The sequence below is a fragment of the Cereibacter azotoformans genome (genome assembly GCF_021391315.1).
GTDB classification, from domain to species: Bacteria; Pseudomonadota; Alphaproteobacteria; order Rhodobacterales; family Rhodobacteraceae; genus Cereibacter_A; species Cereibacter_A azotoformans.
In genome coordinates, this window is record NZ_CP090022.1 from 569,694 (window position 1) to 583,116 (window position 13,423).

Below are 13,423 nucleotides of genomic sequence, written 5' to 3' on the forward strand. Positions count from 1 at the left end.
GTCAGGATCCGGCGGGCTCCAGGCGCGGAAGGAACCAGGCCAGGAGCCCCGCGAGCGGCAGGAAGGCGCAGATCTGATAGACGGTCTCGACCCCGTAGCGTTCGGCCAGAACGCCGAGGATGGCGGCCGCAATCCCGCCCAGCCCGAAGTTCAGCCCGTAGAACAGACCGCCGATCAGCCCGATCCGGTTCGGCAGAAGGTCCATCGCATAGATCAGGATCGAGGCGAAGGCGCTGGCCATGATCAGATTGATCATGATGGTCAGGACGCCGGTCCAGAACAGGTCCACATGCGGCAGGATCAGCGTGAGCGGCAGCGGCCCCAGCACCGAGATCCAGATGATGCGCTGCCGGCCGATCCGGTCGCCCAGGATGCCTCCGACCAGCACTCCCACCGCGGCCGCCACGAGGAAGATGAACAGCATCATCTGCGCCGAGGGGATCGACAGGCCGAAGCGCTCCATCAGGTAGAAAGTGTAGAAGGAGCGGAAGCTCTCATTGTAGGCGTTCTTGGCGAACATCAGGCAGGTCAGCACCACGAGGCCCACCGCGATGGTGGTGGGCGCGTGGTGGCGGGCGGCTCCGGCCTTGGCGGCGCGCGCACGGCTGGCGGCGAACTCGGCGCTGATCGCGCGCTGGCGGCTGCCGATCCAGGTCAGGAGCATCATGGCCATCAGCGCCGTGACGGCAAACCAGGCAAGGCTCGGCTGGCCCCAGGGCACGATCACCAGCGCGGCAAAGACCGGACCCAGCGCGCCCCCCGCCTGTCCACCGACCTGAAAGATCCCCTGCGCCAGACCCTGCCGCCCCCCGGCGGCGTAGCGCGCCATCCGCGTCGCCTCGGGATGGAAGATCGACGAGCCGATCCCGATCAGCGCGACCGACACGAGGATCATCGCGTAACTCTCGGCCATGGACAGGCTCACCAGCCCCGAAAGCGTGAACATCATGCCGACCACCGGCGAATAGGGCGCCGGGTGACGATCGGTGATCGTGCCCACGACGGGCTGCAGAAGCGAGCCCGCGATCTGGAACGTCATGGTGATCATGCCGATCTGCACGAAATCGAGCTGCGCCGACTCTTTCAGGATCGGGTAGGCGGCGGGGATCAGCGATTGCATCAGGTCGTTGAGCAGATGCGTCAGGCCCAGAACCACCAGCACGGCCAGATGGGTTCCGGAGCGGGTCACGGTCGCGGTTGTCATGGAGGTCTTTCGGTCAGCTCGAAGCAACCGCTCCACTAGCTCACAGCGCGCGCCGGGCTGCAAGAGGAGCCGCCCCGACCAGAGGTCGGATTTCTGCCGAAGGGCCGGTGCCGCTGAAGAGGTTTTTCAGTTGCCCGTCGGGACAAGGTCCCTGATGAGATTCGGTTGCTCAGGCGGCCCGAAGTCCCATTGGCCTCCGAATGCAGCCTTTGCGCGTCCTTCTTGCGCCGCCGCAAGCTTCGGTTGCATTATCTCTTTGGTTAATTCGTGGTGTGGCATCATCTAGGGGGACTCATGCAGATCCGGATGCCCTCGATGAAGTTCATGACCGCCCTGACGCGACGAGCGCCGGAGTTCGTCGCCGCCGTCTATGCCGTCCTCAGTGCGCTCTGGATCCTGTTCAGCGACCGGACGGTGGCGCTGCTGGCGGAGAATCCGGCCGCCCATCATGCGGTGCAGACCTACAAGGGGCTGGGGTTCATCACGGCCTCGTCGCTGGTGCTCTACCTCGTGCTGCGCAGTGCGTGGAGCGAGCTGTCCGCCTCGAACGCCCGCCTGACCGAGGCGGAACGGCGGCTGGCGGATGTGATCCGCGGCGGCGAGGTGGGAACGTGGCAGTTCGACCTCGGAACGGGGATCATCCTCATCAACGACCGCTGGGCCGAGCTGATCGGCTACAGCCGCTCCGAGATCGAGCCGGTGACGATCGAGTTCTGGAACCGGATCGTTCACCCGGAAGATCTGGCGCGAATGCGGGAAAAGCATCTCCGGCAGTTCGCCGAGGGCAATCATGTCCTCGCCAACGAGATCCGCCTCCGGCACAGGCAGGGACACTGGGTCTGGATCATGTCGCGCGGCCGCGTCACGGGATTTTCGGCGGACGGCACGCCGGTGCTGATGTCGGGCGTCCACATGGACATCTCGCGGCGCAAGGCACTCGAGGACGAGTTGCAGGTCGAGCGGAACCTGCTTCGCCGCGTGATGGAGACCAGCGTCTCGGCCGTGCTCGCCTTTGACGGGACGAACAGGGTCATCTTCGCCAACCGCGAGGCCGAAGCGGTTCTCGGGGCACCGGCCGAGCAACTTGTCGGCCGCACCGTCGACGATCCGGGCTGGGGCATCTCGGACGGCGATGGGTCCGAACTGCCGCTGGGCCGGTATCCGGTCGTGCGCGCGGCCACCGAGAACAAGGTGCTGCGCGGCCTTCGGCTGGACGTGCTGCATCCGCAAAAGGGCGCGCGGGTGCTCTCGGTCAATGTGGCGCCGGTCGAGCAGGGCGACAGCCGGGTGCGCGTCGTGGCGGCCTTCACCGACGTGACCGAACAGATCGAGGCCGAACGGACGCTCGCCGCCGCGGCCGAGGACGCCCTGTATCAGGCGCTGCACGATCCCATGACGCGGCTGCCCAACCGGGTGCTGTTTCGTGAATGCCTCGAGGCGGCGGTGCGGCACGGGGGGCGTCTGGCGCTGATCTTCATCGACCTCGACAATTTCAAGCAGATCAACGACCGTTTCGGCCACTTCGTCGGTGACCGGGTGATCCTCGACGTCGGGCGCAAGCTGGGGGCGGCCGTCCCGCCGGACAGCACCGTCGCGCGGATCGGGGGTGATGAGTTCACCGTGCTCGTCCCGCTCGCGGCGGACGACAGCATCGAGGACAGGGTGGCGTCGCTCGTCCGCGAGATCGAGCAGCCCGTCACCGTCGAGGGCAACATCTTCTACCTCACCGCCAGTTTCGGGGTCAGCCTGTTTCCCGATGATGCGACGGATGCCGACACGATGGTCCGCAACGCCGATCTGGCCATGTATGCGGCCAAGGCGAAGGGGCGCAACCAGTGCGTCCGGTTCGACGCGGCCCTGCGCGAGCAGAGTTCCCAGCTCGGCATCCTGGGTCAGGGATTGCAGCGGGCGATCAGGCAGCGGCACCTCGAGCTTTACCTCCAGCCCAAGGTCGCCCTTTCGGAGGGGCGCCCGATCGTGGGGGCCGAGGCGCTTCTGCGCTGGAACGACCCGGAGCTGGGCAGCATCAGCCCCGCGCGTTTCATCCCGGTGGCCGAAAGCTGTGGCCTGATCCGCTCGCTCGACCAGCATGTGACCGACCTGCTCTGCGAGCTGCTGGAGCGGTGGGGCGACAAGGGGATTCACCTGCCGGTCTTCGTCAACATCTCGGCCGAGACGCTCGCGTCGGAGGGCTTCGCCGACGGTTTCCTCGGCAAGCTCGAGCGGCTGGCGATCCCGCCCGCGCGCGTCGGGATCGAGATCACCGAGGGCTCGCTGCTCGAGACCAGTCACGTCACCCGAAGCAACGTCGGCCGCCTGACATCGGCCGGCATCCCGCTCTCGGTCGATGACTTCGGGACCGGCTACTCCTCGCTGGGCTACCTGCACCGGCTCGCACTGAGTGAACTCAAGATCGACCGCAGCTTCGTGGCGCAGATCGGAACCGGGCGTGACGGGGCCGAGGCCATCGTGCGCGCGGTGCTTGCGTTCGGCCGCGCCCTCGGGCTGCGGACGGTGGCCGAGGGGGTGGAGACCGGGTTTCAGTGCGACTGGCTGATCCGCGAGGGATGCGATCAGGCGCAGGGCTTCCTCTTCGCCCCGCCCGTGCCGGTGGCCGAGTTCGAACGGCTGGTCGCGGGCTGGCGGAGAGAGGTCTCTCCGCCAGCGCCGGCTCATCTCAACTGAAGCGGCGGATCACTTCAGATGATGCGGCGGCGTCAGGCCCCAGACCGGGGTCGGGATGCCCGCCTGCCGCGCCTTCAGCTGCAAGGACAGATAGCGGGAGTAGTGCCGCGACTGGTGCAGGTTGCCGCCGTGGAACCAGAGCCCCTCCTGCATGGTGGGCTTCCACATGTTGCGCTGCTCGCCCTCCCACGGGCCGGGGTCCTTCGTCGTGTCGGACCCCAGACCCCAGCACTTGCCGACCTTGTCGGCCACCTCGGGGCTGATCAGATCCGCCGCCCAGCCGTTCATCGAGCCGTAGCCGGTGGCATAGACCACCAGATCGGCCGGAAGCTCGGTCCCGTCCTGCAGCACGACCGAGCGTTCGGTCAGGTGGCTCACGTCCGAACCCGACTTCAGCTTGATCGAGCCGTCGATCACCAGATCGCAGGCGCCCACGTCGATGTAATAGCCCGAGCCGCGGCGCAGGTATTTCATGAACAGCCCCGAGCCGTCGTCGCCGAAGTCGAGCATGAAGCCCGCCTTTTCCAGCGCCGCGTAGAAGTCTGCGTCGCGGCGCTGGATCTCCTCGTATTGCGGGACGTGGAAATCAGCCATGATCCGGTAGGGAACCGAGGCGAAGATCATGTCGGCCTTCTCGTGGTCGATGCCGTTCGCCACCGCCTGTTCGGAATAGAGGCCCGAGAGGCAGACCTCCATCAGGCTGTCCGACTTCACGATATGGGTCGAGGAGCGCTGCACCATCGTGACATCCGCTCCGCCCTCCCACAGCGCGGCGCAGATGTCATGCGCCGAGTTGTTCGAGCCGATCACCACCACCTTCTTGCCCCGATAGGCGTCGGGGCCGGGGTGCTGGCTGGAATGCTGCTGTTCGCCCTTGAAGATGTCCTGCCCCGGGATCACCGGCACATTGGCCTTGCCCGACATGCCGGTGGCCAGCACCAGCTGCTTCGGGTGCAGCGTGATCTCCTCGCCGTCCCGGTCCACCACCACGGTCCATTCCTGCGCGGCCTCGTCCCAGGTCGCGGATTTCGCCGTGGTCGAGGACCAGTAGTTCAGCTCCATGACCTTGGTATACATTTCCAGCCAGTCGCCGATCTTGTCCTTGGGCGCGAAGACCGGCCAGTTGTCCGGGAAGGGGATGTAGGGCAGGTGGTCATACCAGACCGGGTCATGCAGGCAGAGCGACTTGTAGCGCCGCCGCCAGCTGTCACCGGGTCGCTCGTTCTTCTCGACGATGATCGTGGGCACGCCGAGCTGCCGCAGCCGCGCCCCGAGCGCGATGCCGCCCTGACCGCCGCCGATGATCAGCACGTAAGGCTGCTCCTCGGTGCCCAGCCGCTTCGCCTCGTCCTCGCGCTTCTCCTTCCAGGTCTTGCGGTTCGCATCATGGCCATGTTCGGCGCCCATCGGGCGACGCAGGCGGCGCGGCTCCTCGTGGCCCTTCAGCTCGTGCAGCGCGGTCAGCAGCGTCCAGACCTTGCCGTCCTTCATGCGGATATGCCCGGTGCCGCGCCCCGTCGCGGTCTCAAAGGTCAGCCAGCCCTCCGTGACCCCATCCGCCGCCGTCACCAGTTCGCCGGGGTCGAGCGCCAGCGCCTGCGGCGCGATGGCCGCAAGCTGCGCCGCGGCCATGTCGCCGATTTGCCCCTTGCCCTCGCAGGTCTTGATGTTCCAGGTGAAGGCGGCCAGATCGCGCCAGAAGCCGGTCTCGAGGAAGCACTCGGCCACCGCCTCGGCATCGTGCGCCACCAGCGCACGCTCCAGTTCCGCAACCAGCGCGGCAAGCGCCAGGTTTTCGCTGTTGTCGAGCATTCGGTTCCTCCCTTTTGTTCGATGGCACGATGATGCGGCGGCCGGGCCCTTCGCCAAACGACAAATCCCGCAGTCATGTTTTCAGGCACTTGCCCGGCGGGGGTGTTGCACCGCGTGCAACACCTGTTGCCGTGGCCGCGGGGCCCCCGCCTAAAGCCTCGGTTCGCGGACGGGGCGGGGCCTGCTACGATCCGCGCGCCGCACGCCGGGAGGGGCGAGCGGAAAGGGGAGGATGCGATGGACCTGCACCTGAACCATGTGCGCGAGATCGAGGCCGTGGCCGAGGGCCGGAGTTCGGCGCGGGATGCGGCGGTGGTCGAGAGCTGGATGCGGTGCCTGACCAAGCACCGGCTGAACCCGGCCGCCCGCTCCGAGGCCTACATCCTGCCCGAGGCGGCGCTGCGCGAACATCGCCAGCGATCCGAGGATCTGATCGCCATTGCGCGCTCGGGGATCGAGAATCTCTACGCGCTGGTGGCGGGCCAGAATTATGTGCTGTTGCTGGCGGATCGCGCCGGGGTGACGGTCGAGTATCTGGGCGACGAGGCGCAAAAGCAGGCGCTGCGCCAGAGCGGCCTGTGGCTCGGCGCGGAATGGTCCGAGGGCAGGGCGGGCACCTGCGCGCTCGGGGCCTGCATCGAGACGGGGGAGGCGCTGGTGATCCATCAGACCGACCATTTCGACAGCACGCACACAAGCCTCTCCTGCACCGCGGCCCCGATCTATGACACGGCGGGTCGGCTGACGGCGGTGCTCGACATCTCGCTTCTCTGCTCGCCGCGGGCCAAGGCCAGCCAGTCGCTGGCGCTGAACCTCGTGCAGGCCTCGGCGCGGCGGATCGAGATGGCGAACCTGATGGCCGAGAACCGCCGCGAGTGGGTGCTGCGCCTGTCGCGCTCGCCCGAGTTTCTCGATGTCGATCCCGAGGCGGCGCTGTCGCTCGATGGATCGGGCCGGGTGCTGGGCATGACGCATGGGGCGGCGCGGATATTGGCGCGGGCGACGGGGTGCGACTGGCGGCGGGCGGGCGATCTGATCGGCCGTCCGCTGCCGGATTTCCTGAACCTCACCACGGACCGGCTCGAGGCGCTCACCCGGCAGCGGCCGGCCGCCGAGAGGTTCATCGAAACCCGCGACGGCCACCGCCTCTTTGCCCACGCGATCGAACCCCGGCGCCTCCCGGTGAGGATGCCAGCGGCGAGGGGCCAGCTTTCGCCCGCACTCCGCGGGCTTGCGGGCGACGATGACCCCATGACGGCGCTGCTGCGCACGGCCGCGGCCCTGGCGGTCCGGCCGTTGCCGATCTCGATCGAGGGCGAGACGGGGGCGGGCAAGCTGACGCTCGCGCGGGCGATCCACGACGCGGGTGGCGCGGGGCCTCTCGTCGTCGTCCATTGCGCCGAGGTGGGAGATGACGAGGCGCTGCTCTTTGGCCGCGCCGCGGCGCGGCGTGCCGATCAGGGGCTGATCGCGGCGGCCGAGGGCGGGACGCTGGTGCTGCACCGGGTCGAAGAGCTTGGGCCGCGGGTGCAGGCCCGTCTCATGCGGCTGGCGGCCGAGGGAACCTACCTTCCGGTGGGGGCTGTGCGGCCGGTGCCCGCCCGGCTGCGGCTGATCGCGACCCTCGCGCGCGAGGCGCCGGCTCTGCGGGCCGATCTCGTGCATCGGCTGGGCGCCCGGCTGCGTCTGCCGGCGCTGCGCGACCGGGCCGACCGGCTGTGGCTGGCCGAACGCGCGCTGGCGGCCGAGGGGGCAGAGCTGTCCTTCTCGGCCGAGGCGCTGGCCGTGCTGGCCGCCCACGGCTGGCCCGGCAACCTGCGCGAGCTGTCGCACCTGGCGGCGACGCTGCGCGCCACGGTCGAGGGGCCGGTCGTGCGGGTGGAGGATCTGCCGCCATCATTGACCGGCGCGCCGCCGCGCCGGGCCGAGGCCGCGGGCGCCGTGCTGGCCCAGCTTCTGCGGCAGACCGGCGGGAACATCTCCGAGACGGCGCGGCGGATGGGCGTCAACCGCTCGACGGTGCACCGGCAGATCCGTCGGCTGGGCATGACGCGCTGAGGGCTCAGCGCGCCGCGGGCGCTGGCGGCTGACGCCCGGTCTGGCGCAGGATCTCGCGCGTGAGGGCGGCCATCAGCGCCCGGTCCGCGCCGCGCCGCTCGACCAGCACGAACTCCACCGTCTCGAGCGGGGGCAGCATGTCGGCCGGCACCTCGCGCAACCCCTCCGGCGTCAGCCCGCGCGGCTGCACGAAGACGCCCATGCCCGCCCGTGCCGCCGCCGTCAGCCCGCTCAGCGACGAGCAGGTGCAGCTGATCAGCCAGGGGAGCTGCGCCTGTTCCAGCGCATCGAGTGCGGCCGCGCGGGTGATGCTGGGGGCCGGGAACGAGATCAGCGGCAGCGGCCGCCGCCGCGCCACCAGATCGGGATCGCGGGCCAGCCAGACCAGCGGCTCGCGCGCGACGACGTGGCCGCGATCGTCGCCCAGCCGCCGCTTGGCCAGCACGAGATCAATCCGACCCATCTCCTGTTCGGCAAAGAGCGCGGCCGACAGCGCGACCGTCAGTTCCAGATCGACCGAGGGATTGGCCGCGGAAAAGCCGCGCAGGATCGAGGGCAGGGGGCCGTTCACCATGTCTTCCGAAAGGCCGAAGCGCAGCCGCCCGCGCAGCCGGCTCTGGAGGAACTGGGCTTCAAGCCGGTCGCTGATCTCGAGGAGGGTGCGCGCTTCGGCCAGCAGCATCTCGCCGGCCGCAGTGGGGGCCACGCGATGCGTGTCGCGGTCGAACAGGCGGCGGCCCAGATGATCCTCGAGCCGCCGCACATGCTGGCTTACCGTCGATTGCGCCAGCCCCAGCCGCGTCGCGGCAAGGCTGAAGCTGGCCGTGTCATGCACGGCAAGGAAACTCCGCAACTGGCCGAGGTCGAGCATGGGATCGTGTTTCCCGATAAGCGTTATCTTTTGTATTCGGTATGACGATAGCGCAAAAGGGAAAGCTGTCCCATCCCGGAGGTCGCCGTGCGAAGGTTCCTGCCCGACAACTTCACCCTGCTGATCGCCGCCGCGGTGGCGGTAGCCTCGCTTCTGCCCGCGCGCGGCGCCTTTGCCGAGGGATTCGGGCTGGCCACCGACCTTGCCATCGCCCTGCTGTTCTTCCTGCACGGCGCGCGGCTGGAGGCCGCGACGGTGCGCGCGGGCTTCCTGCACTGGCGGCTGCAACTGGTGATCCTCGGGCTCACCTTCCTGCTGTTTCCCGCGCTCGGGCTGGCGCTGGGGCTGGTCCCCGAGACGCTGCTGCCGCACGGGCTCTATCTCGGCCTGCTCTACCTCTGCCTGCTGCCCTCGACGGTGCAAAGCTCCATCGCCTTCACCGCCATCGCCGGAGGCAACGTGCCGGCCGCGGTCTGCGCGGCCTCGCTGTCGAACATCCTTGGCGTGGTCATCTCGCCCTTCCTTGTCGGCCTTCTCTTCACCCTGGGCGGCGGGGGCGGGATCTCGGGCGATGCCGTGGCCAAGATCCTGCTTCAGCTGCTTGCGCCCTTCCTGCTGGGGCAGCTGCTGCAACCCTGGATTGGCGGCTGGCTGCGCGCGCGCAAGAAGCTGCTGATGCCCGTGGATCGCGGTTCGATCCTGATGGTGGTCTATCTCGCCTTCAGTCACGCCATGGTCGAGGGGGTCTGGAACGACTTCTCGCTGCGCGACATCGGCGTGGTTCTGGCGCTCGATGTGCTGCTTCTGGCCTCGGCGCTGGGGATCAGCCTGATGGTGAGCCGCAAGCTCGGGTTCGCACGCGAGGACGAGATCGCCATTGTCTTCTGCGGCTCGAAGAAGAGCCTGGCCAGCGGCGTGCCCATGGCGAACGCGATCTTCCCGGCGGCGACGATCGGGGCCATCGTCCTGCCGCTCATGCTGTTCCACCAGATCCAGCTGATGGCCTGCGCGATGCTGGCGCAGCGCTACGCCGCCCGCGCGGCGGCCAGGGAGGCCACGGCCGCCCGCGCCTGAGCGATCACGCGACCCGGCGGCCGCGAGTCGCCGAGCGGTAGTTGGCAGCCAGATCGTTGAACCGGTCGCCCTGAACGGCGATGTGTTCGCGCATGACGGCCGTCACCCCCTCGGCATCGCCCGCCACCAGGGCGGCGAAGATCGCCCGGTGCTGGCGCAGGCTCTCGGCCATGCGCCCGCGCACGCGCAACTGCAACCGGCGGAAGGGCTTCAGCCGGCGGTGCAGCCGGTCGGCCTCGCCCGCAAGGAAGCGGTTTCCCGAGGCGCGGTAGATCAGATGGTGGAAGTCGTGGTTCGCGCGGTAGTAGGCCTCGATCTCCTGCCGCTCGGCCGCGGCCTCGCAGGCCAGAAGCGCCGCCTCGATCGCCGCCTGATCCTCGGGCGACATGCGCCGGGCGGCATAGCGCCCGCAGAGCGCCTCGATCTCGGCCATCACGTCGAACATCTCGACCACATCCTCGAGCGCGGGATAGCGCACGAAGGCGCCCCGGCGGTGGCGCAGTTCCACGAGGCCCGAGGCCGCCAGAGCCTGGAACGCCTCGCGCAGCGGCGTTCGCGAGACCTTGAACCGGTCGGCCAGGCTCACCTCGTCCAGCCTCGCCCCATCGGCGAAATGCCCTTCGACGATCATCTCTTCGAGCGCCTCGCGGATCTGGTCCGTCCGGCGGTCCACCGTGACATCAGCCATTAGCTGCATCCATCAAATAACGTTCTTGCATACAATACGCTTGACCTGTCATACATTCAACGACAACCTGCGTGCATATGTCCTATTTCGATGCCTTTGGGAGGAGGTTTCCGATGAAACTAGCCAAGATCGCGGCGCTGGCCGCGCTGCCGCTCTGTGTCGGCGCTGCCAGCGCCGAAGAGTTGCGCCTGTCGCACCAGTTCGCACCCGGAGACCTGCGCCACCGCGTGGCGCAGATGGTGGCCGACGACGTGGCCGCGGCCGATGTGGATCTGTCGATCCGCATCTTCCCGTCGGGATCGCTCTTCAAGGCGACGGAGCAATATGTGCCCCTGACCCGCGGTCAGCTCGACATGACGGTGCTGCCCCTGTCCTACGCGGGCGGCCAGCGGCCCGAATACAACCTCACCCTGATGCCCGGCCTGATCAAGAGCCACGACCACGCCGCGCGGGTGAACGATTCGCCCTTCATGGAGGAGATCGAGCGGCTGCTGAACGAGGATGACGCGATGACCCTCGTGCGCGGCTATCTGGCCGGCGGCTTTGCCAGCACGGGCGAATGCATCACCCGCCCCGAGCATGTGCAGGGCAAGACCGTGCGCGCCGCCGGCAAGGGCTTCGAGGAGATGCTGCAGGCCGCGGGGGCCTCGATCGCCTCCATGCCCTCGTCCGAGACCTACAACGCCATGCAGCAGAACGTGCTTCAGGCGCTGAACACCTCTTCCTCGTCCTTCGTCTCGTTCCGCCTCCAGGAACTGGCCAAGTGCTACACGCCGGCCTCGGATGTGGCGCTGTGGTTCATGTATCAGCCGATCCTGATCAACAAGACCACCTTCGAGCAGCTCTCGCCCGAGCAGCAGGAGGCGCTGCGTGCGGCCTCCGAGCGGGCCGAGGCCTATTATTTCGAAGAGGCCAAGAAGGAGGATGCGGCCTCGATCGAGGTGTTCCGCGAGGCGGGCGTCGAGATCGCCGAGATGACGCAGGAGGATTTCGACGCCTGGCGGACGCTGGCCGAAAGCTCGTCCTACCGCCTCTTTGTCGAGCAGGTGCCGGACGGGCAGACGCTGCTGGACATGGCCCTCTCGGTCGAATGATCCGCCGCGGGGCGGCCTCGCGCCGCCCCGTCCGCCGGGCCCCGGCCCCTTCTGACCCGGAGTGACTCGATGTCCGGAACCCTTGCGGCAGCGCCGGCCCGGTCGGGCGGCAATGCCTTCATCCGAACGGTCCATGCCATCTCGACCGTCTGCGGCTGGACCGCCGCGGCCTTCACGGTGATCGCGCTGTTCGTGACCTGCCACATGATCTTTGTTCGCGCGGTGCTGAACCAGTCCACGATCTGGCAGACCGAGGCGGTGATCTACCTGATGATCGCGGCCACGACCGTCGGCCTGCCCTATGTCCAGCGTCTGCGGGGGCATGTGAACGTGGATCTCGTGCCCCACATGCTGCCGCGGCGCGTGCGGCGTGTGCTGGCCTATGTCGTGCTGATCTCGACCATTGCCGTGATGGCGGTGCTGGCCTGGTATGCGTTCGACGTCTGGCATCAGGCCTTCGACCGCAACTGGAAGTCCTCGACCGTGTGGGCCGCGCCGCTGTGGGTGCCCTATCTGGCGATGCCCGTGGGCTTCGGCCTCTTCATCCTGCAACTGGTGGCGGATCTGGTGGGGCTCATCACCGGCGCCGAGCCGCCCTTCGGCATCGAGGACCATTGATGGACCCGCTTGTTCTCGGCCTTCTCGTGGCCGTCGTCACCATCATCGTCCTGTTCTCGGGCGTCTCGGTGGCCGTGGGGCTGCTGATCGTCTCGGCCGTGTTCCTGCTGATCTTCGACGGGGCGCGCTCGCTCGAGATGATGCCCGAGATCTTCTTCGCCGATCTCAACAGCTTCACCATCCTGTCGATCCCGATGTTCATCATCATGGGCGCGGCCATTGCCTCGACCCGCGCGGGGGCCGACCTCTTCGAGGCGCTGGAACGCTGGCTGACGCGCGTGCCCGGCGGGCTGGTCGTCTCGAACCTCGGGGCCTGCGCGCTCTTTGCGGCCATGTCGGGTTCGAGCCCGGCCACCTGCGCGGCCATCGGCAAGATGGGCATCCCCGAGATGCAGAAGCGCGGCTATCCCGACGGCGTGGCCGCGGGCGCCATCGCGGCGGGCGGCACGCTGGGCATCCTGATCCCGCCCTCGGTCACGCTGATCGTCTATGGCATCGCCACCGAGACCTCGATCGGCCGGCTGTTCCTGGCCGGGATCATCCCGGGGCTCCTTCTGACCCTGCTCTTCATGGCCTGGGCCATCTTCGCCACCTGGCGTTCGGGCAACACGGCCGTGCTGTCGCCGCGCCATTACAGCCTGCGCGAAAGGTTCGAGATCCTGCCCCGCGTGGTGCCCTTCCTCGTGGTGATCGCGGGCGTGCTCTATGCCATGTACGGTGGCATCGCCACGACGTCCGAGACGGCGGCGGTGGGCGCGGTGCTCTGCCTCGTGATGGCGATCGTCATCTACGGGCTCTGGAAGCCGCGGGCGATCTGGGGCGTGCTGCGCGACAGCACCCGCGAGAGCGTGATGATCCTCTTCATCATGGCCGCGGCGGGGGTCTTTGCCTACATGATGTCATCGCTCTTCATCACCCAGTCCATCGCGCAGTGGATTGCCGAGCTGGACGTCAACCGCTGGGTGCTGATGGGGCTCATCAACCTCTTCCTGCTGGTTGCCGGCTTCTTCCTGCCGCCGGTCGCGGTGATCCTGATGACGGCGCCGATCCTGCTGCCGATCCTGCAGGCCGCGCAGTTCGACCCCTACTGGTTCGCCATCATCCTGACGATCAATATGGAGATCGGGCTGATCACTCCGCCGGTGGGCCTGAACCTGTTCGTCATCAATTCCATCTCGCCCAACATCTCGCTCCGCACCATCCTGTGGGGCTCGGCACCCTTCGTCGGATGCATGATCGCGGCCATCGTGATCCTCTGTTTCGTGCCCGAGCTGGTCACATGGCTGCCGGATCTGGTGATGGGCCCGGTTTGAGGGACA

At 68.0% G+C, this 13,423-nt stretch carries 10 protein-coding genes; 6 read left to right on the plus strand and 4 right to left on the minus strand.

Features of this window, described 5'->3' with window-relative positions:
* Nucleotide 1: 1 nt before the first annotated feature.
* Complete coding sequence (locus tag LV780_RS17870; RefSeq protein WP_101339802.1) at nucleotides 2-1,204, minus strand: MFS transporter; 1,203 nt, start codon at nucleotides 1,202-1,204, stop codon at nucleotides 2-4.
* Between the two features lie 294 nt (nucleotides 1,205-1,498).
* Here LV780_RS17870 and LV780_RS17875 point away from each other — a divergent pair, with 294 nt between their 5' ends.
* Nucleotides 1,499-3,889 carry a putative bifunctional diguanylate cyclase/phosphodiesterase gene (locus tag LV780_RS17875; RefSeq protein WP_108221214.1) on the plus strand — a complete coding sequence of 797 codons (2,391 nt, stop codon included), beginning with the start codon at nucleotides 1,499-1,501 and terminating at the stop codon, nucleotides 3,887-3,889.
* 9 nt (nucleotides 3,890-3,898) lie between these two features.
* On the opposite strand, the gene LV780_RS17880 is transcribed toward LV780_RS17875, so the two are convergent.
* On the minus strand, nucleotides 3,899-5,701 hold the full coding sequence (locus LV780_RS17880) for a flavin-containing monooxygenase (RefSeq protein ID WP_108221213.1): 1,803 nt from the start codon (nucleotides 5,699-5,701) through the stop codon (nucleotides 3,899-3,901).
* Nucleotides 5,702-5,938: 237 nt separating this feature from the next.
* Here LV780_RS17880 and LV780_RS17885 point away from each other — a divergent pair, with 237 nt between their 5' ends.
* Nucleotides 5,939-7,759, plus strand: a complete 1,821-nt coding sequence (locus LV780_RS17885) for a sigma-54-dependent Fis family transcriptional regulator (protein WP_108221212.1) — start codon at nucleotides 5,939-5,941, stop codon at nucleotides 7,757-7,759.
* Between the two features lie 4 nt (nucleotides 7,760-7,763).
* Here LV780_RS17885 and LV780_RS17890 read toward each other — a convergent pair whose 3' ends face one another.
* On the minus strand, nucleotides 7,764-8,630 hold the full coding sequence (locus LV780_RS17890; RefSeq protein WP_108221211.1) for a LysR family transcriptional regulator: 867 nt from the start codon (nucleotides 8,628-8,630) through the stop codon (nucleotides 7,764-7,766).
* Nucleotides 8,631-8,717: 87 nt separating this feature from the next.
* Between LV780_RS17890 and LV780_RS17895 the strand changes: the two genes are divergently transcribed.
* Entirely contained in the window at nucleotides 8,718-9,704 is a 987-nt protein-coding gene (locus LV780_RS17895; RefSeq protein ID WP_011910486.1) for a bile acid:sodium symporter family protein, read from the plus strand.
* Between the two features lie 4 nt (nucleotides 9,705-9,708).
* On the opposite strand, the gene LV780_RS17900 is transcribed toward LV780_RS17895, so the two are convergent.
* Nucleotides 9,709-10,401, minus strand: a complete 693-nt coding sequence (locus tag LV780_RS17900) for a GntR family transcriptional regulator (RefSeq protein ID WP_011910485.1) — start codon at nucleotides 10,399-10,401, stop codon at nucleotides 9,709-9,711.
* A 104-nt stretch (nucleotides 10,402-10,505) separates the two neighbouring features.
* On the opposite strand from LV780_RS17900, the gene dctP reads away from it, so the two are divergent.
* From dctP to LV780_RS17915, 3 genes are all read left to right on the plus strand, one after another.
* Nucleotides 10,506-11,486, plus strand: a complete 981-nt coding sequence (gene dctP, locus LV780_RS17905; protein ID WP_108221210.1) for a TRAP transporter substrate-binding protein DctP — start codon at nucleotides 10,506-10,508, stop codon at nucleotides 11,484-11,486.
* A 69-nt stretch (nucleotides 11,487-11,555) separates the two neighbouring features.
* Nucleotides 11,556-12,104, plus strand: a complete 549-nt coding sequence (locus LV780_RS17910; protein ID WP_011910483.1) for a TRAP transporter small permease — start codon at nucleotides 11,556-11,558, stop codon at nucleotides 12,102-12,104.
* A complete protein-coding gene (locus LV780_RS17915) occupies nucleotides 12,104-13,417 on the plus strand; it encodes a TRAP transporter large permease (protein ID WP_011910482.1) in 1,314 nt (437 codons plus the stop codon). The genes LV780_RS17910 and LV780_RS17915 overlap by 1 nt, the downstream gene beginning before the upstream one ends.
* Nucleotides 13,418-13,423: the final 6 nt, after the last annotated feature.

Coding starts and splice junctions, on each gene's coding strand:
- LV780_RS17900 (WP_011910485.1), bottom strand. CDS start 10,401: ATGCAGCTAATGGCTGATGTCACGGTGGACCGCCGGACGGACCAGATC.
- LV780_RS17910 (WP_011910483.1), top strand. CDS start 11,556: ATGTCCGGAACCCTTGCGGCAGCGCCGGCCCGGTCGGGCGGCAATGCC.
- LV780_RS17880 (WP_108221213.1), bottom strand. CDS start 5,701: ATGCTCGACAACAGCGAAAACCTGGCGCTTGCCGCGCTGGTTGCGGAA.
- LV780_RS17875 (WP_108221214.1), top strand. CDS start 1,499: ATGCAGATCCGGATGCCCTCGATGAAGTTCATGACCGCCCTGACGCGA.
- dctP (WP_108221210.1), top strand. CDS start 10,506: ATGAAACTAGCCAAGATCGCGGCGCTGGCCGCGCTGCCGCTCTGTGTC.
- LV780_RS17890 (WP_108221211.1), bottom strand. CDS start 8,630: ATGCTCGACCTCGGCCAGTTGCGGAGTTTCCTTGCCGTGCATGACACG.
- LV780_RS17915 (WP_011910482.1), top strand. CDS start 12,104: ATGGACCCGCTTGTTCTCGGCCTTCTCGTGGCCGTCGTCACCATCATC.
- LV780_RS17885 (WP_108221212.1), top strand. CDS start 5,939: ATGGACCTGCACCTGAACCATGTGCGCGAGATCGAGGCCGTGGCCGAG.
- LV780_RS17870 (WP_101339802.1), bottom strand. CDS start 1,204: ATGACAACCGCGACCGTGACCCGCTCCGGAACCCATCTGGCCGTGCTG.